Below are 22,038 nucleotides of genomic sequence, written 5' to 3'. Positions count from 1 at the left end.
GCCGCGCCCTCTCCTCATCCCGCCAACCTCCGGATCGTCAGAACGACGAGCCGGGCTCCCGCAGAAACGCCGTTTCCTCGTCGGTCGACGCGCGACCGAGAATCGCGTTCCGGTGCGGAAAGCGGCCGAAGCGCTCGACGACGGCCGCATGCAGCAACGCGAAGCGGTGATAACTCTCGCACCCGGCCTCGTCGCGGATGCCCGCGCACAGGCGCACGGCCTCGCGCTGGCTCTCGAGCGACTCGTCGTGCTCGAACGGCAGATACGCGAACGCACGGTGATGCCCGCTGGGCAACCGCACGTCCCAGCCGGCCGCGACGACGCGGCGGGCGAGCGCGAGCGCCTTCGGATCGGCGGCAAACGCGCGCGGCGTGCCGCGATGGATGTTGCGCGAGAACTGGTCGAGCACGACGATCAACGCCAGCGCGCCCGACGGCGAATCGGCCCAGTGATCGCAGGCGCCGTCGCACGCGGCGTCGAGCAGCGCGCCGTAACGCGTGCGCAGCACCTCGTCGAACGCCGCGCCGCCGTTGAACCAGATCTTGCGGTTCTGCCCGAATTCGGCCGAGCCCGGCTCGCCGAACCAGAAATCGAGAATCTCCCGTGCCTGCGGATCGAGCGCCGCCGCGCCCGCCTTCCCGGTATCGATCGTCATGCAAACTCCAGTACGAGGCGCCGTGTGCGCGCGCTCTTCTTTTCCAGTTTCGCGACCCGCAGCCCGCCGATTTCGGACGTGTTGCGCACATGCGTGCCGCCGCACGGCTGCAGGTCGACGTTTTCGATGCGCAGCAGCCGCACGCGGCCGAGGCCCATCGGCGGCTTCACGCTCATCGTGCGCACGAGTTCGGGCCGTTGGGCCATCTCGTCGTCGGTGATCCATTCGGTCGTGACCGGATGCGCACCGGCGACGAAGCCCGCGAGGCGCCGCTCGACGTCGTCGCGGTCGATCGACTCGGACGTCGCGAAATCGAGCCGCACGTAGTCGGCCGTCACGCTGCAGCCGTCGACCGCGTACGGCAGCACCGCGCACATCAGATGCGCGGCCGTATGCAGGCGCATGTGCCGGTAGCGGCGCAGCCAGTCGATCTGCGCGACCACGCGCGTGCCGGGAGCGAGCGTCGCGACGCTCGCCGCCTGGCCCGGTGCCGGCACATGGACGGCGTCGTCGGGCGTCGCGCCGTCGAACTTCGCCTTGCGCGTATCGGCGATCGCGAGCGTGCTGCCGTCGGGCAGCGTGAGCGTACCGGCGTCGCCGGCCTGGCCGCCGCCGAGCGGATAGAACACCGTGCGGTCGAGCCGGATGCCGTCGTCGCCGACGGCCTGGACGATCGCCTCGCATTGTGTGAGGTACGCGTCTTCGCGAAACAGCGCTTGTGTCGTCATCGGGCGAGCCTCGAATCGATGGGGGAAACGGCCAGTGTCGCGCCGGGCCGCACGGGCGCCCAGACGCAGATCGTCCCGCGCGCGGGCAGCGGCGTACCGGTCGATCAACCGGGCCGGTTGCGCATCCAGTCCGCCGTGTCGTAGAACGAGTGCATGAGCCGCTCGCGCAGCGGCTCCGCCAGCCCGACGTCCTCCATCGCCCACGCCATGCAGCGCAGCCACTGGTCGCGCTCGACCGATGCGATCGGGAACGGCAGGTGCCGCGCGCGCAGCCGCGGATGGCCGAACCGGCCGATGTAGTGGTCGGGGCCGCCGAGCCAGCCGCACAGGAACCAGAACAGCTTGTCGCGCGACCCATCGAGCGACGGCGGGTGCAGCGCGCGAATCTGCGCGAACTCGGGCTCGAGGTCCATCAGGTCGTAGAAGCGGTCCACCATTTCGCGCACGCGGGCTTCGCCGCCCACGAGCTCGAACGCCGTCGGCTGCGACGGCGCGTCGTCATTCACATCGGTCATACGGATAGTCGGGAAACGGAATCTTCGGGGCCGCGGACGACGCTCAGGCGTCGCGCAGCGACTGCAGCGCGGGGCGCCGCAACACATTATGCAGGCTCAGCCAGCCGGCCGCAGCCGCGCAGACGACACCGGCCGCGACGCCGGCCGGCACGAGCCATGGATCGACGGCGAGCTGGAAGTCGAACACGCGCGACGCGAGCACCCAGCCGACCGCGATCGCGCCCGCCGACGCGAGTGCGCCGGCCAGCGTGCCGACCACGACGAATTCGGCGCGCTGCACCGCATTGACCTGCGCGCGCGACGCGCCGAGCGCGCGCAGCAGCGCGGCCTCGCGCACGCGCTCGTCGCGCGAGCCGGCAAGCGCCGTGTACAGCACCAGTACGCCGGCCGCGAGCGTGAACGCGAACAGGAACTGCACCGCGCCGACCACCTGCAGCATCATGCGCTGCAACTGCGCGAGGATCGGCGCGACGTCGATCGCGGTCAGGTTCGGGTAGCGCGCGATCAACGGATCGAGCAGCGCGGCATTCGATGCGGGCAGATGGAAGCTCGTCAGGTAGACGGCCGGGAAATCCTTCAGCACCGGCGGCGGCATCAGCACGAAGAAGTTGACGCGGAACGAGCCCCAGTCGAGCTTGCGCACGCTGGTGATCGGCGCGTCGACCGTCAGCCCCGTCACGTCGAAGCGCAGCGTGTCGCCCGGTTTCACGTGCAGCGTCTTCGCGAGGCCGGCTTCGATCGAGATCTGCGGCGTGGCCGCGGTGCCGAACCAGTCGCCTTCGACGATCCGGTTGTCGGACGGCAACTCGGTCGTGTACGACAGGTTGAATTCGCGATCGACGAGCCGGCGCGCCTCTTCGGACGGGTACGCGTCCGGATTCACCGGCTTGCCGTTGATCGCGACGAGGCGGCCGCGCACCATCGGCGCGGGCACCGCGTCGCGCACGCCGTGCGCGGCCAGATAGGCGGCGACATCGGCGCGCTGGTCGGGCTGGATGTCGATCAGGAACTGGTTCGGCGCATCGGGCGGCGTCGACTGCCGCCAGCCCGCCACGAGGTCGTTGCGCGTGATCGCGATCAGCAGCAGGCACATCAGGCCGAGCGCGAGCGCGGTGATCTGCAGCGCGCTGGCCGTGCCGCGCCGGTGCAGCGACGCCAGCGCGTAACGCCAGCCGACGCCCGCGGCCACGCGTGCGTTACGCACCGCGCGCGCGGCGGCGAACAGCACGAGCCGGGTGATCAGCGCGAACCCGACCAGCGCGCCGGCAAAGCCGCCCGCGACGATCAGGCCGAGCTTCAGGTTGCCGGCGGCCACGATCAGCAGCGCCGCGAACAGCACGACGCCGACCGCATACGCAGCCCATGCGGTGCGCGACGCGTCGCCCCACTCGCGCCGCAGCACGCGCACCGGCGGCACGCGCGTGAGCGGCACGAGCGGCGGCAGCGCGAAACCGAGCAACAGCACGAGCGCCGCGCCCATGCCGATCAGCGCCGGCCACAAGGTCGGCGGCGGCAGCACGACGTCGATCAGGCTGCCGAGCGCGGCCAGCAACGCCCAGTGCCCGCCATAGCCGAGCACCGCGCCCGCGGCGCCCGACACGATGCCGACGCCCGCGAATTCGAGCGCGAACAGCGCGCCGAGCGTGCGGCGGCTCACGCCGAGGCAGCGCATCGTCGCGCATCCGTCGAGATGGCGCCGCATGTAGCGCTGCGCGGCCATCGCGATCGCGACCGCCGCGAGCAGCGCGGTCAGCAACGCGACGAGCGTCAGGAAATGACGTGCGCGATCCAGCGTCTGCCGCACCTGCGGCTGCCCTTCCTGCAACGATTCGAGCCCGACGCCGCGCAGCTTCCCGCCGTCGACGCGCGCATGCGCATAGGTTTCGAAGCGCGCGACGGCCGGTGCGTCGCCGGCGACCAGCAGCCGGTACGTGACGCGGCTGCCGTAGCCCGTGAGCCCCGTCGCGGCGAGCTCGTCCGCACGCATCATCAGCCGCGGCGAAAAATTGACGAACGAAAAGCCGCGATCGAGTTCGCGGGTGATCGCCGCGGCGACCGTGAACGTGCGCAGCCCGACGCGCACCGTATCGCCCGCCTTCAGGTGCAGCGCGTCGAGCAGCGCCGGATCGGCCCAGACGGTGCCGGGCGCGGGAATCGCGGCCGCCTTGTGCGCGACGGCCGCGCCGGCCGGCAGGATCTCGACCGCGCCGCGCAGCGGATAGCCGGGCGACACGGCCTTCACGGCCGCAAGGCGCGACGGCGCGGCATCGGCGGCCTGCCCGCCCGCGGCGGACGCGATCATGCTCGGGAAGATGGCGGTCGTCGCGGTACGCAGACCGAGCGCGCGGGCCTGCCGGTCGAACGACGGATCGACGGGACGATCGGCGCGCACGACGAAATCGGCGCCGAGCATCTGGCGCGCGTCGCGCTCGAGCCCCTGGCGCAGGCGGTCGGCGAGAAAGCCGACGCTCGTCAGCGCCGCGACCGCGAGCACCAGTGCGAGGACCAGCAGCGTCAGTTCGCCCGCGCGCCAGTCGCGCGCGGTCATCCGGGCAGCCTGGTGGATCAGGTCGCGCAGGCCGAAACGGCCGCCATGCACGCGCCCGTCATGGCCGGAGGGCCCGGCCGGCGGCTGTGCCGCGTGTTGCGGCCCCTTCAATCGCGTTTCCCTCCGATCGAATTGAGCCGCGACACCATGTGGTTCGCCATTCCGCGGAAGCCGCCGGACACGCCGCGCCACAGGCGTGGCAGCGCCCACGCCGACGCCGCGATGAACGCGGCAAGCAGCACGAGGAACGCGAGTGGAACGAAGAAGGCGAGCGCGAGCCCGCCGACCACGAGACCGTCCTCGGTCGACGACGCGAACCAGTTCGAAATCGGTTCGGGAGACAGGTTGATCAGCGCGCGCGTGCCGGCCTTCGCCACGTGCGCGGCGCCGGCGAGCGAGCCGCCGGCCAGCCCCGCGACCGCCAGCATGGTCGGATCGGCATGGCCGAGCGCGCCGGCCGCGAGCACGGCGCCGGCCGGAATGCGAATGAAGGTATGCACGGCATCCCACAGCGAGTCGAACGCGGGGATCTTGTCGGCAAGGAATTCGGTCACGGCGAGCACGGCAGCGGCGCCGATGACCCACGGCGACATCAGCACGGCCAGCGTGTCGGGCAGATGGAGCCAGCCGAACCGCGCCAGCACGCCGGCGATCAGCACCGTCAGGTACAGGCGCAGGCCGCTCGCCCACGCGAGCCCCGCGCCGAGGGAAATGGCTTCGATCATGGCCCTCTCCTTGCACTTTCCGTGCGTTTTGCCGATTGACCGCATCGGGTCGGACAGACTGGCCGCGCGGCGCGTGGCGACCGGCACCGCGTGCCGCGACAGGCACGACGGTATTCAGGCCCGAATACGTTCCATTATAGACAGGCTGGACGGGCAACCGGCGCAATTGCGCGAGGCGGCGCGGCGCCCGGACACAGGCGCGCCGGGGATACCGTCGTCAGGCGGCCGACGACAACTTCAGGCCGACCAGCCCCGCGACGATCAGCGCCGCGCTCGCGACGCGCGCGGCGGTCAGCGCCTCGCCCATCATCACGATGCCGAACACGAACGCGCCGACCGCGCCGATGCCCGTCCACACCGCGTACGCGGTGCCGAGCGGCAACTGGCGCATCGCGACCGCGAGCAGCCCGAAGCTGGCCAGCGCCGTCACGATCGTGAACACCGACGGACCGAGCTTCGTGAAGCCGTCCGACGATTTCAAGCCGGCCGCCCAGGCCACTTCCAGCAAACCGGCGATCAACAACCATACCCACGCCATCTCGACGTACTCCGTACCGGATGGGGCCGTCCCCGTTGAAGCGAATGACCCGGGGTCGTCCCCGGGCGGCGCCGAGTATAACAAGCGGCTTACAGGCTTGCCGGCGGCCGGTGCGGGGGCGCAGCGGGCCGCACGGTCAGTTCGCCACGCGCTTGGGCGCGCCCCCGCCGACGCAGCGGTCGTCGCGGTACAGCGCCCACTCCTCGCACACGCGGCCGTCCTTGAACACGCACATGCCGACCTGCCCGCTCGACAGGTTACGGATCACATGGCGACCGCCGAGCTTCTCGCAGTTGACCGACGCGGGATTGGCCAGCGCCGCCCGCGCGGGCGGCTGCTGCCCGGGCGGCAGCGGCTGGGCGAACGCGCCGGGCGCAGCCAGCGCCAGCGCACAGATGACGACCAGACGGACGGACATTGCACGCTCCTCGTTTTCGTTCGGGGAACGGTCAGGATAGCGGGGATTGCGCGGCCGGTGTGCAAGGCCGGCCGCGGTCGCGAAACTGTCGCGCCGGCGCAACCCTGCCGGCGCGCGGCCGCGCACCGCCCGTCACACGGCGCCGACGAGCCGGTAGCCGACGCCCGTCTCGGTGACGATGTGCTCGGGCTGCGCGGGGTCGGCCTCGAGCTTCTGGCGCAGGTGCGCCATGTAGATGCGCAGGTAGTGATGGCTCTCGACGTGCGACGGCCCCCACACGTCGCGCAGCAGCTGGCGATGCGTGAGCACGCGCCCCGCGTGGCGCACGAGCGTCGCGAGCAGCCGGTATTCGAGCGGCGTCAGGTGCACGATCGCGTCGTCGCGCCACACCTGGCGCAGCGCGAGATCGACGCTCACGGCGCCGAAGGTCACCTTCGGCGACTCGTTCGCACCGCCCTGGTTGCGCCGGCGCAGTTGCGCGCGAATCCGCGCGCGCAGTTCGGACACGCCGAACGGCTTGGTCAGGTAATCGTCGGCGCCCGCATCGAGCGCCGCGACCTTCTCCTCTTCCTGCGTGCGGGCCGACAGCACGATCACCGGCACCTCGGACCAGCCGCGCAGCTCGCGGATCACGTCGAGGCCGTCGGTGTCCGGCAGCCCGAGGTCGACGATCACGAGGTCGGGCTTGCGCGTCGCCGCGTCGATCAACCCCTGCTTGCCCGTCTCGGCTTCGAACACCGCGATGTCCTCCTCTTCGAGCGCGGCGCGCACGAAGCGGCGGATCTGCTTTTCGTCCTCGATCAGGACGACGGTCAGGGTCGGTTCACTCATGGTCGGGCAATGACTCGGATGGGGGCGATGCGTCCGGCACGTCGGACTCGTCGTCGGGCACGGCGGGTGCGGCCGGCGGCGTGTCGACCGGCAGCGTGAACCAGAAGCGCGCACCCGTCACGCGGCCGTCGGGCGCGGTGCGGTTGAGTGCGCCGATTTTACCGCCGTGCGCCTCGACGATCGCACGGCAGATCGCGAGGCCGAGCCCGATGCCCGGCGTCGCCGATTCCTTCTCGCCGCGCGTGAACTTGTCGAAGATCCGCGCCTCCATGCCGGCCGGAAGGCCCGGGCCGTGATCGTCGACGTGCACGCGCACGAACGGGCTCCCGTCGTCGGTCACGCGCTCCGCGCCGATGTCGAGCGACGTATCGGGCGGCGTGTACTTCGCCGCGTTCTCGAACAGGTTGGTGAACAGCCGCTCCATCAGCACCGCGTCCATCTGCAGCAGCGGCAGGTCGGCCGGCAGCGCGACGCGCACGGGATGGCGCGCGAGCACGCGCCGGCAGGCGGCAAGCGCGGCGCCGACGGTTTCCTCGAGCAGCGACCACTGGCGCTTGAGCTGCAGGCTGCCGGCCTGCAGCCGCGCCATGTCGAGCAGGTTCGTGACGATGCCCGTCATGCGCAGCGCCTCGTCGTGAATCGCGTCGACGAGCTCCCCCTCGCGCTGCGCGAGGCGCGCGGCCGCCGCGGCGTCGCCGGCCTGCGCGGCCGCGCGCCCGTTCGCGAGCATCGACGAAAAGCCGACGATCGTCGTGAGCGGCGTGCGCAGGTCATGCGAGATCGCCGACAGCAGCGAGTTGCGCAGCCGCTCGGATTCCATGTTGACGAGCGCGTCGCGCGCGATCTCGACGTAGTGCACGCGCTCCAGCGCGAGCGCGATCTGCGCGGCGAATGCGTCGAGCATCCGCTGCTGCTCGGGCACCTCGAGTTCGCGCGGCTCGCGCGATGCGACCGCGAGCACGCCGCGCGTGCGCATCGGCGCCTTCAGCGGCAGGTACAGTGCCGCCGTCGCCGGCAAGGTATCGGTGCCGCGCCCGGCCGGCTTCTGCTGGTCGTACACCCACTGGCCGACGTCGCTGTCGAGCTCCGCGCCCGTCAGCGTGACGGCCGCATCGGGCTCCTCGATCTTCTGGCGCACCTGGTCGGCACTGTCGGGCAGCAGGATCGCGACGCGCGCGCGGAACACCTCGCCGACGTGGCGGCTGCCGATTTCGACGATCTGCTCGGTCGTCAGCGCCGCGCCGAGCTCGCGCGCCATCGCGTAGATCGCGCCGGTGCGGCGCTCGCGGCGCTGCGCGACGCTCGCCTGGCGCGTGAGCGTCGACGTCAGGTGGCTGATCACGAGCGACGTCAGCAGCATCCCGAAGAAGGTCAGCAGGTATTGCGTGTCGCTGACCGAGAACGACATGCGCGGCGGCACGAAGAAGAAATCGAACGCGGCCACCGACAGGAACGACTGCAGCACGCCCGGGCCGCGCCCGAGCCGGACGGCCGAAAACACCACGCCGAGCAGGTACAGCATCACGAGGTTCGTGAGGTCGAGCCGCGCGGACACGACGCTCGCGACGACGGTGATCGCCGCGCAGATCGCGGCCGCATACGCGTAGTGGCGCGGCGGCGAGCGGTGCGTGCCGAACTGCGCGAATGCATCGCGCCAGTCGCGCGCCCGCGCGTCGAGCGGCGCGGCGCGTGCCTCGTCGCTCGCGGACGCGCGAATCAGCATCAGGTCGACGTCGCCCGCGCGTTCCGCCAGTCGCTCGCCGAACGGCCGCGCGAAGCGGCGCGCGAGCCCGACCTTCGGCGAGCCGCCCGCGACGAGCTTCGACACGTTGCGCACCTTCGCATAGCCGATCAGCGCGGCGACCGCGTCGGCGCCGGCGAGCGTGGCCGTCTCCGCGCCGAGCTCGGCCGCGAGCTTCAGCGCGTCGAGCGTGCGCTGCCGCCGCGCGTCGGGCAGCCGCTGCAGGCGCGGCGTCTCGACGTACACGGCGATCCAGTCGGCCTTCAGGCTCGCGGCGAGGCGCGCGGCCGCACGCACGAGCGTCGGCGCCTCGGCGCCCGGGCCGACGCACACGAGCAGCCGCTCGCGCGCCTGCCAGATGCGCTGGATCGAACGGTCGGCACGGTACTCGCGCATCTGCGCGTCGACGCGATCGGCCGTGCGCCGCAGCGCCAGCTCGCGCAGCGCGATCAGGTTGCCCTTGCGGAAGAAGTTGCGCACCGCGCGCTCGGCCTGCTGCGCGAGATAGACCTTGCCGTCGCGCATCCGCTCGAGCAGCTCCTCGGCCGGCAGGTCGACGAGCGTGACTTCGTCGGCCGCGTCGAACACGCGATCGGGCACGGTCTCCCACACGCGGATGCCGGTGATCGCGCCGACCACGTCGTTCAGGCTTTCGAGGTGCTGGACGTTGACGGTCGTATATACGTCGATGCCCGCGTCGAGCAGCTCGTAGACGTCCTGCCAGCGCTTCAGGTGCCGCGCGCCCTGCACGTTCGAATGCGCGAGTTCGTCGACGAGGATCAGTTGCGGCGCCCGCGCGAGCGCGCCGTCGAGATCGAATTCGGCGAGCGTGCGGCCGCGATAGTCGATGCGGGCGGACGGCAGCACGTCGAGGCCGTCGAGCAGCGCGGCCGTCTCGGCGCGGCCGTGGGTCTCGACGATGCCGACGACGACGTCGACGCCTTCCTGCACGCGCTGACGCGCGGCCTGCAGCATCGCGTAGGTCTTGCCCACGCCGGCGGACGCGCCGAAGAAGATCTTGAGCTGGCCGCGCCGCTGCTTTTCTTCGTCTCGCTGCAGCTTGTCGAGGAGTTGGTCGGGATCGGGACGATTCATGCGTGAGGAAAGCGGAGCGCCCGGATGCGCGCGGGTACGAGCATTGTGGTTCCAAATCGCCGCAAAAGGCAAAGACGGCGCGCGCGCCGTCGGGAAAAGCGCATCCGGCACGGTTCAGGCCGCGCCGGATGCCGGTCAGCCCGCGCGACCGATCAGTGCGCGGCCTGCGCCGCGTCGAGCGCGAGGTTCAGCTTCAGCACGTTCACGCGCGGCTCGCCGAGCACGCCGAACTGGCGGCCCGTCGTGTTCGCGGCGACGAGTTGCGCGACCGCGTCCGGCGCCAGATTGCGCGCCTTCGCGACGCGCTCGACCTGGTACGCGGCGGCGGCCGGCGTGATCTCCGGATCGAGGCCGCTCGCCGACGCCGTCACGAGGTCGACCGGCACCGGCTTCGACAGGGCGGTGCCGGCATCGCGCAGCGCGGCGATGCGCGCCTTCACCTGATCGGCGAGCGACGGGTTCAGCGGGCCGAGGTTCGAGCCGCCTGAGCCGGCCGCGTTGTACGGCATCGGCGCGGTGGCCGACAGCCGGCCCCAGAAATACTTCGGCGCGTCGAACGGCTGGCCGATCAGCGCGGAGCCGACGACCTTGCCGTTCTGCTCGATCAGGCTGCCGTTGGCCTGCGACGGAAACACGGCCTGACCGAACACGGTCATCACGGCCGGGTAAGCGAGCCCCGTCACGGCGGTCAGGATGACGAACAGCACGACGAGCGGGCGAATCAACGATTTCATGATGGTTCCTTCAAGTGCGGCGGGCTCAGGCCCAGCCGAGCGCGGCGAGCGTCATGTCGATCAGCTTGATGAACGGGAACGGCAGCAGCACGCCGCCGAGGCCGTAGACCAGCAGGTTGCGGCGCAAGAGCGACGCGGCGCCGAGCGGCCGGTAGGTCACGCCCTTCAGCGCGAGCGGAATCAGCGCGACGATGATCAGTGCGTTGAAGATCACCGCGGACAGGATCGCGGACGCCGGCGACGTCAGGTGCATGATGTCGAGCACGCGCAGTTGCGGGTAGGTCGTCACGAACGCGGCCGGGATGATCGCGAAGTACTTCGCGATGTCGTTCGCGATCGAGAACGTCGTCAGCGAGCCGCGCGTCATCAGCATCTGCTTGCCGATCTCGACGATCTCGATCAGCTTCGTCGGGTTCGAGTCGAGGTCGACCATGTTGCCGGCTTCCTTCGCCGCCTGCGTGCCGGTGTTCATCGCCACTGCGACGTCGGCTTGCGCGAGCGCCGGCGCGTCGTTGGTGCCGTCGCCCGTCATCGCGACGAGACGCCCGGCCGCCTGATGCTCGCGAATCGTCGCGAGCTTGGTTTCCGGCGTCGCTTCCGCGAGGAAATCGTCGACGCCCGCTTCCGCCGCGATCGCCGCGGCCGTCAGCCGGTTGTCGCCCGTCACCATCACGGTCTTGATGCCCATCTTGCGCAGCTCCGCGAAGCGCTCCTTGATGCCGCCCTTCACGATGTCCTTCAGCTCGATCACGCCGAGCACGCGCGCCACCCCGTCCTGCAGGTCGGCCACGACGAGCGGCGTGCTGCCGCGGCGCGCGACGTCGTCCACCGCGCGGCGCACTTCGTCCGGAAAGCGGCTGCCGTGCGTCTCGACGTAGCGGCGGATCGCGTCGGCCGCGCCCTTGCGGATCTCGCGGCCCGGCAGGTCGACGCCGCTCATCCGCGTCTGCGCGGAAAAGCCGAGGAACGTCGCGTGCAGTTGCGCCATGTCGCGCTGGCGAATGTTGAAGCGCTCCTTCGCGAGCACGACGATGCTGCGGCCTTCCGGCGTTTCGTCGGCGAGCGACGACAATTGCGCGGCATCGGCCAGCGCTTCCTCGGTCACGCCCGGCGCCGGCACGAACGCGGACGCCTGACGGTTGCCGAGCGTGATCGTGCCGGTCTTGTCGAGCAGCAGCACGTCGACGTCGCCGGCCGCTTCCACCGCGCGGCCCGACGTCGCGATCACGTTCGCCTGCATCATCCGGCTCATCCCGGCCACGCCGATCGCGGACAGCAACCCGCCGATCGTCGTCGGGATCAGGCACACGAGCAGCGCGACGAGCGCGGTGATCGTCACCACGTGGCCGGCCTTCATCGCTTCGACCGAGAACATCGAGAACGGCAGCAGCGTCGCGGTCGCGAGCAGCATCACGATCGTCAATGCGACGAGCAGGATCGTCAGCGCGACCTCGTTCGGCGTTTTCTTGCGCTTCGCGCCTTCGACCATCGCGATCATCCGGTCGAGGAACGCCTCGCCGGGGTTCGCGGTGACCTTGACGACGATCCAGTCGGACAGCACGCGCGTGCCGCCCGTCACCGACGAGAAGTCGCCGCCCGATTCGCGGATCACCGGCGCGGATTCGCCGGTGATCGCCGACTCGTCGACCGACGCGACGCCGTCGACGACCTCGCCGTCGGCCGGGATCACGTCGCCCGTCTCGACCAGCACGACGTCGCCTTTGCGCAGATCGGACGCGGTGGTGATGCGGATCGGCGACTTCGGATGCGGCTCGTTCAGCTTCTTCGCCATCACGTCCTTCTTCGCGCTGCGCAGCGACGCGGCCTGCGCCTTCGAGCGCCCTTCGGCGAGCGCTTCGGCGAAGTTCGCGAACAGCACCGTGAACCACAGCCACAGCGCGATCGCGAGGATGAAGCCCGCGGGCGCCTCGGCCTGGCCGGCGAGCGCCGCGATCCACAGGATCGTGGTGAGGATGCTGCCGACGTACACGCAGAACATCACCGGGTTGCGGAACTGCGTGCGCGGCGTGAGTTTCTTGAACGAATCCACGATCGCCGGGCGCAGCAGCGCCGGATCGAACATGGACCGTGTTGCGGAATGTTGAGTCATTGCGATCTCTTCAAGCTCTTCAGTCTTTTATGTGTCGCCATGCGGGCGCGTCACGGGTGGATCACGCGCCCAGCCACATCATCAGGTGCTCGACGCCCGGGCCCAGCGCGAGCGCCGGCACGTACGTCAGCGCGCCCACCAGCATCACCGTGCCGAGCAGCAGCACGACGAACAGCGGGCCGTGGGTCGGCAGCGTGCCGCTCGTCACCGCGATGCGCTTCTTCGCGGCGAGGGAACCTGCGATCGCCAGCACCGGCACGATCGTGCCGAAACGGCCGAACCACATCGCGATCGCGGTCATCCAGTTGTAGAACGGCGTGCCGACCGTCAGGCCCGCGAACGCGCTGCCGTTGTTGTTCGCGGCGGAGCTGAACGCATAGAGGATTTCCGAGAAGCCGTGCGGGCCGGGGTTCGCGATGCCGGCCTTGCCCGCGTCGGCGAGCACGGCGATCGACGTGCCGACCAGCACGAGCAGCGGCGTGAGCAGCACGACGATCGACACCATCTTCATCTCGTACGACTCGATCTTCTTGCCGACGTATTCCGGCGTGCGGCCGATCATCAGGCCGGCGACGAACACCGCGAGCAGCGCGAACACGAGCATCCCGTAGAGGCCCGAGCCGACCCCGCCGTAGACCACCTCGCCGAGCTGCATCAGCAGCATCGGCACGAGGCCGCCGAGCGGGGTCAGCGAATCGTGCATCGCGTCGACCGCGCCGCACGACGCGGCCGTGGTCGCGACCGTGAAGATGCCGGTCTGCGCGATCCCGAAGCGCGTTTCCTTGCCTTCCATGTTGCCGCCCGGCTGCAGCGCGCCGGCCGACTGGTCGACGCGCAGCGCGGCGAGCGTCGGGTTGCCGGCCTGCTCGGCGCTCACCTCGACGCCGATCGCGATGACGAACGCGACCGTCATCGCCGCGAGCACCGCGACGCCCTGCCGGCGGTCGCCGATCATGCGGCCGAACACGAGACACAGCGCGGCCGGGATGATCAGGATCGAGAAGATCTGCAGAAAGTTCGCGAACGGCGTCGGGTTCTCGAACGGGTGCGCGGAGTTCGCGTTGAAGAAGCCGCCGCCGTTGGTGCCGAGCATCTTGATCGCTTCCTGCGAGGCAACCGGGCCCATCGCGAGCGTCTGCTTCGTGAGCGGCGTCGTCACCGTGACCGGGTTGCCCTTGTCGTCCTTCACCGGGTTGCCCTGCGCGTCGAGCTTCGGCGCCGCGTAGGTGCTCGCCTGCAACACCGGCACGTCCTGGTACGCCTTCATGTTCTGCAGCACGCCCTGGCTCATCAGCAGCGCGGCGACGAGCGCCGCCATCGGCACGAGCACGTACAGCGTCACGCGCGTGAGGTCGACCCAGAAGTTGCCGATCGTCTGCGCGGTGTGGCGCGCGAAGCCGCGGATCAGCGCGATCACGACGACGATGCCGGTCGCCGCCGACAGGAAGTTCTGCACGGTCAGGCCGAGCATCTGCGACAGATAGCTGACGGTCTGCTCGGGCGCGTAGTCCTGCCAGTTCGTGTTGGCGACGAAGCTGACGGCCGTGTTGAACGCGCCGTCGGGCGTCATCGCGCCGAACTGCTGCGGGTTGCCGGGCAGGAAGCCCTGCACGCGCAGCAGCGCGTAAAGGAACAGCACGCCGAGCGCGTTGAACGCGATCGTCGCGATCGTGTACTGCTTCCAGTTCATTTCCGTGCCCGCATCGACGCCGGCGATGCGGTACAGCACGCGTTCGAGCGGCGCGAACACGCGCACGATGCGCGAACTGCCGTCCATCACGGCGCTCAGGTAGCGCGCGACCGGCACGGCCGCCGCCAGCAGCACGACGATGAACAGCAGCGTCTGCAACAGGTTGTTCGCGTTCATTCGATGTCCTCCGCGCGCAGCAGCGCAAAGACGAGATACGCGAACAGCAGGGCCGTCGAGGCGCCCGCCAGCCAAAGCATCCAGGTCATGCGCGCCCCCCGCGACCGTATTGCACGAGCTTGTCGCAACCGGCAAGCAAACCGAGGATCAGCGCGGTGAAGAGCACCAGTGCGCCGATGAAAACCCCATCCATTTTTATGTTCTCCGTCGTCGAAATCGGACGACTAGAACCTTATGGGAACGCGCGTAAAGGGCGGGTCAAAGCTATCGGGGCGGGTGTAAAAAACGCGTAAACGCGCGGGGCGGGACCGGAGCGAATCGAGGCGGGACGGACGGCGCGGCGGCGCCGCCCGCGACAGGCGCGTACCGGCGCGGCGCCGGCACGCGGGAGCGGATCAGGGAACGAGGATCGTCGAACCGGTGGTCTTGCGTGCTTCCAGATCGGCATGCGCGCGACCGACTTCGGCGAGCGGATAGCGCTGGTTGATGCTCGTCTTCACCTTGCCCGACAGGATCACGTCGAACAGCTCGGCGGCCGCGGCTTCGAGATCGGCGCGCTTCGCGATGTACGAGAACAGCGTCGGCCGCGTGAAGAACAGCGAGCCGCGCGACGAGAATTCCTTCGAGTCGATCGGCGGCAGCGGGCCCGACGCGTTGCCGAAGCTGACGAAGTAGCCGAGCGGCGCGAGGCTGTCGAGCGAGCCGACGTAGGTGTCCTTGCCGATCGAATCGTAGACGACCGGTACGCCCGCGCCGCTCGTGATCTCCTTCACGCGCTGCGTGAAGTTCTCGCGCGTATAGACGATCGGATGATCGCAACCGTGCGCCTTCGCGAGTTCGGCCTTTTCGTCGGAGCCGACCGTGCCGATCACGGTCGCGCCGAGCGCCTTCGCCCACTGGCACACGAGCAGGCCGACGCCGCCGGCCACCGCGTGGATCAGGATCGTGTCGCCGGCCTTCACCGGGTACGTGCGGCGCAGCAGGTAGTGCGCGGTCAGCCCCTGCAGCATCACCGACGCCGCGTCGTCGTAGCTGATCCCGTCAGGCAGCTTCACGAGCCGCTCGGCCGGCATCACGCGTTCTTGCGCATATGCGCCGGGCGGCTGCCCGACATAGGCGACGCGGTCGCCGGTCTTGAACGCGGTCACGCCATCGCCGACGGCCGTCACCTCGCCCGCCGCCTCCATCCCGAGGCCGCCGGGCAGCGGCTGCGGATACAGGCCCGTGCGGAAATACACGTCGATGTAGTTGAGCCCGACCGCGTGCTGCCGGATGCGGACTTCGCCCGCCTTCGGCGCGCCGACCTCGACGTCGACCCACTTCATCACGTCCGGGCCACCCGGCTGGTCGTATCGGATTGCTTTCGGCATCGTTTCGCTCCTCGTTTGTCTGGAATCTGGAAATCCGGTTCGGCGAATGCATCGACGTCGTCCCAACGGCGATGCGTGTGAACGCGGGTCATGGCGGACGATTCTCGCGCGTCGTGCGCGGTCGTGCAGCGCGTCGTCGCAAATCCTTCATATCGGTAGGGTTTTCGCGGGAAACGGATCGCATGAGCCGCGCGTGCGGAAGACGGTGCGGTATGAGACCGGTCGCTGCCGTTCGTTTCCCCCGCTTGCGCAGTCAATGATATTCGGCACACTTCGTAACGTTGACGTCACGTCGCTCGCGCCGCGATGGCCGGACCCGGCCGGTCGGCCATTTCTCGCCTCGCGCCCCGTGCGCAAAGGATCTGCCGCGCGGCGTCGACGCGCTTTTCCCGCACCGGCGAATGCCGACGTCGATCGGGCCGGAAACCGGTTGTCGCCAAGGTCGTTTACGAGATGACGACCGTGCTAATTTGCCTGCTGCCCAATTCGCCCAGTCCACGCCATGAAGCTCGCTCTTGCCCGGAACGTGTTTGTTTTCGCGTCGTTGTCCGCAAGTATCGGCAGCGCAACCGCGGCCCCGGTACCGCGTGCGGACGGCGTCCGTTTGCTCGACGGCCTGAGCCGTTTCGACAACACGCCGTATGGCGGCGCGGAGCGCCACGCGATGGCCGGATATCTGGCGGGCGTCGCCGATGCGACCGAAGGCAAGGACTGGTGCGACAACGGTCGCGTCAAACCGGGGGAAATCGATTCGGAAGTGCTCCACGATCTCGGGAAACGGCCAAGAGATGCGCTGAAGGCGAATGCGGCAGTCCTGGTCACATACGTCTTGCGACAAAAATACCCGTGCCGTTAGCAGCGCCTGAAATACCGGACATTGCCTCTCACCGGAACGAAACGAACGGCTAGGTGGGCAATTGTTCATCACGTCTCGGAAGGTTGCGTTTTTAGCGTTGAACCCATGCTGATCATCGACACAAATGACTTTCGACTTCAGATGGAGCCCGTTGCTGCGCGACGCGACGAACCGGGAGGGCCGTATCTTGAATGGATCGATGTACGAATCCAATTGACGGTACCGGGTATCCAGGCGGAAGGGCAATGGAGTGTCATGCCCGACGAGTTGCAACAATTTCGGCAACAGATTCGATCTGTTCAAATGCTGCTTCAAGCCGGGCAACGAGCGGAGTTAACAGGCGTTGAGCCGGGGTTTGAGCTGACATTGCGAACACTTGATCGAGGCGCAATCGTGGGCGACTGGCGCTTTCAGCCAACTCCTCCCGACGGCGCGTGCATTACAGGGCATTGCGGACTGGATCAGTCCTTCTTGCCCGAACTGCTTCAAGGAGTTGAATCCCTTCTATCGTTCGCCGGAACGGGCAGTTCGCCATAGTCCAGGCGCTATCGCGCGAGGTCCGCGAGTTGGCCGGCGCCGTGACCTGTCCCGCGACGGCTTCGACGAACGCGCAAGCGCGCTCGTCCGCTCGATTGCGTGTCGCGTGATCGCGCCAACACGCTGTGCCGACAGGCGCGGCGCGCTGAAGCACCGAGCCGGTCGTTGCGTGACAACGCACCGACCGGCTCGCACGACAGCGAAGCACGCGGCACAACCGCCGATCGGATACGGCACCCTTTCAGACAGAACCCGACCGTTAATGCGGAGCACTCCAGAACAGCTCGTCAGCACACGTCCTGCATGCTCCTCGCCAGATCGTCGAGCAGCATCCGCGCGGTCGCGACGTTGGTCGCGACCGGCACGTCGTGCACGTCGCATGCGCGCACCAGCGCGGTGATGTCGGGGTCGTGCGGCTGCGCGGTCATCGGGTCGCGCAGGAACACGACGAGGTCGACGCGGCCGTCGGCCAGTTCCGCGCCGATCTGCAAGTCGCCGCCGAGCGGCCCCGACAGCTTGCGCTCGACCTCGAGCCCGTGCGCGGCCGCGATGCGGCCGCCCGTCGTGCCCGTCGCGACCAGCCGGCATTGCGCGAGCGTCTCGCGAAACTGACCCGCGAGCGCGACGATCTCGTCCTTCTTCGCGTCATGGGCGATCAGTGCGATACGGGGTTTGCTCATCTCCAGTTCCTTCGTCGTTCGGTTGTCGTCGTCGTGAATCGAAAAGCGCGGGTCAGAACGTGCCCGGATACGCGCCGCCGTCGAGCAGCCAGTTCTGCCCGGTGATGTAGCCCGCGTGCACGCTGCACAGGAACGCGCAGGCCGCGCCGAATTCGGCACGCGTGCCGAGGCGCCCGGCCGGGATGTCCTTCGTGCGGCGCGCGCGCATCTCGTCGACCGTCACGCCCTGCGCCTTCGCCGACGCGGCGAGCGTCGTCGCGATCCGGTCGGTATCGAACAGCCCCGGCAGCAGGTTGTTGATCGTCACGCCCTGCCCCGCGACCTTGCGCGACAGCCCCGCGACGAAGCCGGTCAGCCCCGAGCGCGCGCCGTTCGACAACGCCAGCACGTCGATCGGCGCCTTCACCGCCGAACTCGTGATGTTGACGATCCGGCCGAAGCCGCGGCCGATCATCCCGTCGATGGTCGCGCGGATCAGCTCGATCGGCGTCAGCATGTTCGCGTCGAGCGCGCGGATCCAGTCGTCGTGGGAGAAATCGCGGAAGTCGCCGGGCGGCGGGCCGCCGGCATTCGTCACGAGAATGTCCGGCTGCGGGCACGCGGCGAGCGCGGCCGCGCGGCCGTCCGGCGTCGTGATGTCGCACGCGACCGCCGTGACCGACACGTTCGCGCCGGCGCGGATCTCTTCCGCGGTTTCTTCCAGCGTGTCGCGCGTGCGCGCGACGATCACGAGGTTCACGCCCTCGGCGGCCAGCGCTTCCGCGCAGCCGCGCCCGAGGCCCTTGCTGGCCGCGCACACGAGCGCGGTCTTTCCTTCGATGCCGAGATCCATCGTCGTTTCCCTGGTGGCGCGCGTGCCGGCGCGGCCCCGCGTTGCCGCCGGCAGGCGGGCGAACGGGCGGGCGCGGCACGCGGATTGTCGTGAGACGTCGATAATATCCGGATCGCGCGGCGCGCCTTGGTAAAATTGCGGCCATGAGCGACGGTCGGCCCACGCCCGCCGCCGCCCCCGATCCCCTTTTGCCGTCAAGGCACCCCGTCATGAAACAGGACAGCCGTTTCCCGAACCTCTTCATCACCGATCACCCGCTGATCCAGCACAAGCTCACGCACATGCGCGACAAGGACACGTCCACGCGCACGTTCCGCGAACTGCTGCGCGAGATCACGCTGCTGATGGGCTATGAGATCACCCGCAACCTGCCGATCACGACCAAGCGGGTCGAAACCCCGCTGGTGGCGGTCGACGCGCCGGTGATCGCGGGCAAGAAGCTCGCGATCGTGCCCGTGCTGCGCGCGGGCATCGGGATGTCGGACGGCCTGCTCGACCTGGTGCCGTCCGCGCGCGTCGGCCACATCGGCGTGTACCGCGCCGACGACCATCGCCCGGTCGAATACCTGGTGCGCCTGCCGGACCTGGAAGATCGCATCTTCATCCTGTGCGACCCGATGGTCGCGACCGGCTATTCGGCCGTGCACGCGGTCGACGTGCTCAAGCGCCGCAACGTGCCGGCCGCGAACATCATGTTCGTCGCGCTCGTCGCCGCGCCCGAGGGCGTGCAGGTGTTCCAGGACGCGCACCCCGACGTGAAGCTGTTCGTCGCGTCGCTCGACTCGCACCTGAACGAGCACGCGTACATCGTGCCGGGCCTGGGCGACGCCGGCGACCGCCTGTTCGGCACCAAGAACTGACCGCACCAGGCGTCCGGCGCCGCCGTGCCGCGCGGCCCGGCGCGCCGCGACGGCCGCCCGGCCGTTCGGCCATGCGCGGCGGCCCCGAACCGGCGGTCGCCGCGTGATAAAATCACGCTCCACTCGACACGCGCGGCCCCGCGGCTTCATGCCCGCCGACACGGCCGCCGATTCAACGACACACTGAAACAATCGCCCGCGCCGCGCGCCCGGGCACGGAGAAAGGTATGGCTGGTCATTCGAAATGGGCCAACATCAAGCATAAGAAGGCAGCGGCCGACGCGAAGCGCGGCAAGATCTGGACCCGCCTGATCAAGGAAATCCAGGTGGCGGCGCGCCTCGGCGGCGGCGACGTCAACTCGAACCCGCGCCTGCGTCTCGCGGTCGACAAGGCAGCCGACGCGAACATGCCGAAGGACAACGTCAAGCGCGCGATCGATCGCGGCGTCGGCGGCGCGGACGGCGCGAACTACGAAGAGATCCGTTACGAAGGCTACGGCATCGGCGGCGCGGCGATCATCGTCGACACGCTGACCGACAACCGCACGCGCACGGTCGCGGAAGTGCGCCACGCATTCTCGAAGTTCGGCGGCAACATGGGCACCGACGGCTCGGTCGCGTTCATGTTCGATCACGTCGGCCAGTTCCTGTTCGCGCCCGGCACGTCGGAAGACGCGCTGATGGAAGCCGCGCTCGAAGCCGGCGCGAACGACGTCAACACGAACGACGACGGCTCGATTGAAGTGCTGTGCGACTGGCAGGCATTCTCGGCGGTGAAGGACGCGCTCGAAGCCGCGGGCTTCAAGGCCGAACTCGCCGAAGTGACGATGAAGCCGCAGAACGAAGTCGAATTCACCGGCGACGACGCGGCGAAGATGCAGAAGCTGCTGGACGCGCTCGAGAACCTCGACGACGTGCAGGACGTGTACACGAACGCCGTCATCGTCGAGGAATGAGATGCCGGCCGCCGCGCACCTGTCGCGGCGGCGGCCCGACCGATTCCGCGGCCGGCGCGCCTGAGCGTGCCGGCCGCCCTGTTTTCTAGTCTGCGGGGAATCCCATGAAACTACTCGTCGTCGGTTCCGGCGGCCGCGAACATGCGCTGGCGTGGAAGCTCGCGCAGTCGCCGCGCGTCCAGATGGTCTACGTCGCGCCCGGCAATGGCGGCACGGCGCGGGACGAGCGTCTGAAGAACGTCGACATCACGGCGCTCGACGAACTCGCCGATTTCGCGGAACGCGAAGGCGTCGCGTTCACGCTCGTCGGGCCGGAAGCGCCGCTCGCGGCCGGCATCGTCAACCTGTTCCGCGCACGCGGCCTGAAGGTATTCGGCCCGACCCGCGAAGCCGCGCAGCTCGAAAGCTCGAAGGATTTCGCGAAGGCGTTCATGAAGCGCCACGGCATCCCGACCGCCGACTACGAAACCTTCGCCGACGCGGCCGCCGCCCATGCGTACATCGACGCGAAGGGCGCGCCGATCGTCGTGAAGGCCGACGGCCTCGCGGCCGGCAAGGGCGTCGTCGTCGCGATGACGCTGGAAGAAGCGCATGCGGCCGTCGACATGATGCTGTCGGGCAACAAGCTCGGCGATGCCGGCGCGCGCGTCGTGATCGAGGAATTCCTCGATGGCGAGGAAGCCAGCTTCATCGTGATGGTCGACGGCAAGCATGCGCTGGCACTGGCTTCGAGCCAGGACCACAAGCGCCTGCTCGACGAGGATCGCGGCCCGAACACCGGCGGCATGGGCGCGTATTCGCCCGCGCCGATCGTCACGCCGCAGATGCACGCACGCGTGATGCGCGAGATCATCATGCCGACCGTGCGCGGGATGGAGAAGGACGGCATCCGCTTCACGGGCTTCCTGTACGCGGGCCTGATGATCGACAAGGACGGCAATCCGCGCACGCTCGAGTTCAACTGCCGGATGGGCGACCCGGAAACGCAGCCGATCATGGCGCGCCTGAAGAGCGATTTCTCGAAGGTCGTCGAGCAGGCGATCGCGGGCACGCTCGACACCGTCGAGCTCGACTGGGATCGCCGCACCGCGCTGGGCGTCGTGCTGGCCGCGCACGGCTACCCGGACGCGCCGCGCAAGGGCGACCGCATCAACGGCATCCCGGCCGAAACCGAACAGGCCGTGACGTTCCATGCGGGCACGACGCTCGCCGACGGCGACAAGCTCGTGACGTCCGGCGGACGCGTGCTGTGCGTGGTCGGCCTCGCCGATTCGGTGCGCGAAGCGCAGCAGCATGCATACGACACGATCAACCAGATCAACTTCGAAGGCATGCAGTACCGCCGGGACATCGGCTTTCGCGCGCTCAACCGCAAGAGCGCGTGACGTCGCCGTCGCCGCCCCGCGCGCTCGCGGCGGCGGCCCCTCTGCCGGGGTTCGATA

The 22,038-nt window shown here is 69.3% G+C and carries 21 protein-coding genes; 5 read left to right on the top strand and 16 right to left on the bottom strand.

Going from position 1 to position 22,038, the window contains the following annotated elements:
- Window positions 1-37: 37 nt before the first annotated feature.
- From LGM42_RS12355 to LGM42_RS12290, 14 genes are all read right to left on the bottom strand, one after another.
- A complete protein-coding gene (locus LGM42_RS12355; RefSeq protein WP_226232316.1) occupies window positions 38-655 on the bottom strand; it encodes a DUF924 family protein in 618 nt (205 codons plus the stop codon).
- Window positions 652-1,383 (bottom strand): alanyl-tRNA editing protein, encoded by a 732-nt coding sequence (locus tag LGM42_RS12350; RefSeq protein WP_226232315.1) that lies wholly within the window; start codon window positions 1,381-1,383, stop codon window positions 652-654. The genes LGM42_RS12355 and LGM42_RS12350 overlap by 4 nt, the downstream gene beginning before the upstream one ends.
- Before the next feature lie 104 nt (window positions 1,384-1,487).
- Entirely contained in the window at window positions 1,488-1,898 is a 411-nt protein-coding gene (locus tag LGM42_RS12345; RefSeq protein ID WP_059583648.1) for a group II truncated hemoglobin, read from the bottom strand.
- A 43-nt stretch (window positions 1,899-1,941) separates the two neighbouring features.
- Complete coding sequence (locus LGM42_RS12340) at window positions 1,942-4,557, bottom strand: ABC transporter permease (protein WP_226232314.1); 2,616 nt, start codon at window positions 4,555-4,557, stop codon at window positions 1,942-1,944.
- Window positions 4,554-5,171, bottom strand: a complete 618-nt coding sequence (locus LGM42_RS12335) for a DUF4126 domain-containing protein (RefSeq protein WP_059583651.1) — start codon at window positions 5,169-5,171, stop codon at window positions 4,554-4,556. Before LGM42_RS12335 ends, LGM42_RS12340 begins: the two co-directional genes overlap by 4 nt.
- A 217-nt stretch (window positions 5,172-5,388) precedes the next feature.
- On the bottom strand, window positions 5,389-5,709 hold the full coding sequence (sugE, locus tag LGM42_RS12330) for a quaternary ammonium compound efflux SMR transporter SugE (protein WP_034190777.1): 321 nt from the start codon (window positions 5,707-5,709) through the stop codon (window positions 5,389-5,391).
- Window positions 5,710-5,845: 136 nt separating this feature from the next.
- Window positions 5,846-6,127, bottom strand: a complete 282-nt coding sequence (locus LGM42_RS12325) for a DUF333 domain-containing protein (RefSeq protein WP_059583653.1) — start codon at window positions 6,125-6,127, stop codon at window positions 5,846-5,848.
- A gap of 132 nt (window positions 6,128-6,259) precedes the next feature.
- Entirely contained in the window at window positions 6,260-6,958 is a 699-nt protein-coding gene (gene kdpE / locus LGM42_RS12320) for a two-component system response regulator KdpE (RefSeq protein ID WP_059583654.1), read from the bottom strand.
- A complete protein-coding gene (locus tag LGM42_RS12315; RefSeq protein WP_226232313.1) occupies window positions 6,951-9,794 on the bottom strand; it encodes a DUF4118 domain-containing protein in 2,844 nt (947 codons plus the stop codon). Before LGM42_RS12315 ends, kdpE begins: the two co-directional genes overlap by 8 nt.
- A 152-nt stretch (window positions 9,795-9,946) precedes the next feature.
- Window positions 9,947-10,528 (bottom strand): potassium-transporting ATPase subunit KdpC, encoded by a 582-nt coding sequence (gene kdpC / locus LGM42_RS12310; protein WP_226232312.1) that lies wholly within the window; start codon window positions 10,526-10,528, stop codon window positions 9,947-9,949.
- A 25-nt stretch (window positions 10,529-10,553) separates the two neighbouring features.
- Window positions 10,554-12,638, bottom strand: a complete 2,085-nt coding sequence (kdpB, locus tag LGM42_RS12305) for a potassium-transporting ATPase subunit KdpB (protein ID WP_060312065.1) — start codon at window positions 12,636-12,638, stop codon at window positions 10,554-10,556.
- A 61-nt stretch (window positions 12,639-12,699) separates the two neighbouring features.
- Window positions 12,700-14,505: a potassium-transporting ATPase subunit KdpA gene (gene kdpA, locus LGM42_RS12300; protein WP_060312062.1), complete on the bottom strand. Its 1,806-nt coding sequence runs from the start codon at window positions 14,503-14,505 to the stop codon at window positions 12,700-12,702.
- The gene (gene kdpF / locus LGM42_RS12295; RefSeq protein WP_006752209.1) at window positions 14,502-14,594 is read right to left on the bottom strand and encodes a K(+)-transporting ATPase subunit F; all 93 of its coding nucleotides are present in this window, start codon (window positions 14,592-14,594) and stop codon (window positions 14,502-14,504) included. Before kdpF ends, kdpA begins: the two co-directional genes overlap by 4 nt.
- Before the next feature lie 306 nt (window positions 14,595-14,900).
- A complete protein-coding gene (locus tag LGM42_RS12290; protein ID WP_226232311.1) occupies window positions 14,901-15,875 on the bottom strand; it encodes a quinone oxidoreductase family protein in 975 nt (324 codons plus the stop codon).
- Between the two features lie 502 nt (window positions 15,876-16,377).
- Between LGM42_RS12290 and LGM42_RS12285 the strand changes: the two genes are divergently transcribed.
- On the top strand, window positions 16,378-16,731 hold the full coding sequence (locus LGM42_RS12285; protein WP_059583664.1) for a Rap1a/Tai family immunity protein: 354 nt from the start codon (window positions 16,378-16,380) through the stop codon (window positions 16,729-16,731).
- A 105-nt stretch (window positions 16,732-16,836) separates the two neighbouring features.
- The gene (locus tag LGM42_RS12280; protein WP_226232310.1) at window positions 16,837-17,268 is read left to right on the top strand and encodes a hypothetical protein; all 432 of its coding nucleotides are present in this window, start codon (window positions 16,837-16,839) and stop codon (window positions 17,266-17,268) included.
- A 287-nt stretch (window positions 17,269-17,555) separates the two neighbouring features.
- Here LGM42_RS12280 and LGM42_RS12275 read toward each other — a convergent pair whose 3' ends face one another.
- Both LGM42_RS12275 and LGM42_RS12270 read right to left on the bottom strand, forming a co-directional pair.
- The gene (locus LGM42_RS12275; RefSeq protein WP_060312056.1) at window positions 17,556-17,948 is read right to left on the bottom strand and encodes a methylglyoxal synthase; all 393 of its coding nucleotides are present in this window, start codon (window positions 17,946-17,948) and stop codon (window positions 17,556-17,558) included.
- 52 nt (window positions 17,949-18,000) lie between these two features.
- Window positions 18,001-18,780 (bottom strand): SDR family oxidoreductase, encoded by a 780-nt coding sequence (locus tag LGM42_RS12270; RefSeq protein WP_059583667.1) that lies wholly within the window; start codon window positions 18,778-18,780, stop codon window positions 18,001-18,003.
- A 209-nt stretch (window positions 18,781-18,989) separates the two neighbouring features.
- Between LGM42_RS12270 and upp the strand changes: the two genes are divergently transcribed.
- The 3 genes from upp (at window position 18,990) to purD (ending at window position 21,981) form a co-directional block, all read left to right on the top strand.
- Window positions 18,990-19,640, top strand: coding sequence for a uracil phosphoribosyltransferase (upp, locus tag LGM42_RS12265; protein ID WP_006481871.1), 651 nt, complete (start codon window positions 18,990-18,992; stop codon window positions 19,638-19,640).
- A 227-nt stretch (window positions 19,641-19,867) separates the two neighbouring features.
- Window positions 19,868-20,596, top strand: coding sequence for a YebC/PmpR family DNA-binding transcriptional regulator (locus LGM42_RS12260; protein WP_059583669.1), 729 nt, complete (start codon window positions 19,868-19,870; stop codon window positions 20,594-20,596).
- 104 nt (window positions 20,597-20,700) lie between these two features.
- The gene (purD, locus tag LGM42_RS12255; protein WP_060312050.1) at window positions 20,701-21,981 is read left to right on the top strand and encodes a phosphoribosylamine--glycine ligase; all 1,281 of its coding nucleotides are present in this window, start codon (window positions 20,701-20,703) and stop codon (window positions 21,979-21,981) included.
- Window positions 21,982-22,038: the final 57 nt, after the last annotated feature.

This window comes from Burkholderia sp. AU39826, from assembly GCF_020419965.1.
GTDB classification, from domain to species: Bacteria; Pseudomonadota; Gammaproteobacteria; order Burkholderiales; family Burkholderiaceae; genus Burkholderia; species Burkholderia semiarida.
The sequence above is the reverse complement of the archived record's forward strand: the minus strand, read 5'-3'. Positions and strand labels throughout refer to the sequence as shown.

Bases quoted from the DNA above. Each gene is read 5' to 3' on its own strand.
- LGM42_RS12355 (WP_226232316.1), bottom strand. From the start codon at position 655: ATGACGATCGATACCGGGAAGGCGGGCGCGGCGGCGCTCGATCCGCAG.
- LGM42_RS12350 (WP_226232315.1), bottom strand. From the start codon at position 1,383: ATGACGACACAAGCGCTGTTTCGCGAAGACGCGTACCTCACACAATGC.
- LGM42_RS12345 (WP_059583648.1), bottom strand. From the start codon at position 1,898: ATGACCGATGTGAATGACGACGCGCCGTCGCAGCCGACGGCGTTCGAG.
- LGM42_RS12335 (WP_059583651.1), bottom strand. From the start codon at position 5,171: ATGATCGAAGCCATTTCCCTCGGCGCGGGGCTCGCGTGGGCGAGCGGC.
- sugE (WP_034190777.1), bottom strand. From the start codon at position 5,709: ATGGCGTGGGTATGGTTGTTGATCGCCGGTTTGCTGGAAGTGGCCTGG.
- LGM42_RS12325 (WP_059583653.1), bottom strand. From the start codon at position 6,127: ATGTCCGTCCGTCTGGTCGTCATCTGTGCGCTGGCGCTGGCTGCGCCC.
- kdpE (WP_059583654.1), bottom strand. From the start codon at position 6,958: ATGAGTGAACCGACCCTGACCGTCGTCCTGATCGAGGACGAAAAGCAG.
- LGM42_RS12315 (WP_226232313.1), bottom strand. From the start codon at position 9,794: ATGAATCGTCCCGATCCCGACCAACTCCTCGACAAGCTGCAGCGAGAC.
- kdpC (WP_226232312.1), bottom strand. From the start codon at position 10,528: ATGAAATCGTTGATTCGCCCGCTCGTCGTGCTGTTCGTCATCCTGACC.
- kdpB (WP_060312065.1), bottom strand. From the start codon at position 12,638: ATGACTCAACATTCCGCAACACGGTCCATGTTCGATCCGGCGCTGCTG.
- kdpA (WP_060312062.1), bottom strand. From the start codon at position 14,505: ATGAACGCGAACAACCTGTTGCAGACGCTGCTGTTCATCGTCGTGCTG.
- kdpF (WP_006752209.1), bottom strand. From the start codon at position 14,594: ATGACCTGGATGCTTTGGCTGGCGGGCGCCTCGACGGCCCTGCTGTTC.
- LGM42_RS12290 (WP_226232311.1), bottom strand. From the start codon at position 15,875: ATGCCGAAAGCAATCCGATACGACCAGCCGGGTGGCCCGGACGTGATG.
- LGM42_RS12285 (WP_059583664.1), top strand. From the start codon at position 16,378: ATGAAGCTCGCTCTTGCCCGGAACGTGTTTGTTTTCGCGTCGTTGTCC.
- LGM42_RS12280 (WP_226232310.1), top strand. From the start codon at position 16,837: ATGCTGATCATCGACACAAATGACTTTCGACTTCAGATGGAGCCCGTT.
- LGM42_RS12275 (WP_060312056.1), bottom strand. From the start codon at position 17,948: ATGAGCAAACCCCGTATCGCACTGATCGCCCATGACGCGAAGAAGGAC.
- LGM42_RS12270 (WP_059583667.1), bottom strand. From the start codon at position 18,780: ATGGATCTCGGCATCGAAGGAAAGACCGCGCTCGTGTGCGCGGCCAGC.
- upp (WP_006481871.1), top strand. From the start codon at position 18,990: ATGAAACAGGACAGCCGTTTCCCGAACCTCTTCATCACCGATCACCCG.
- LGM42_RS12260 (WP_059583669.1), top strand. From the start codon at position 19,868: ATGGCTGGTCATTCGAAATGGGCCAACATCAAGCATAAGAAGGCAGCG.
- purD (WP_060312050.1), top strand. From the start codon at position 20,701: ATGAAACTACTCGTCGTCGGTTCCGGCGGCCGCGAACATGCGCTGGCG.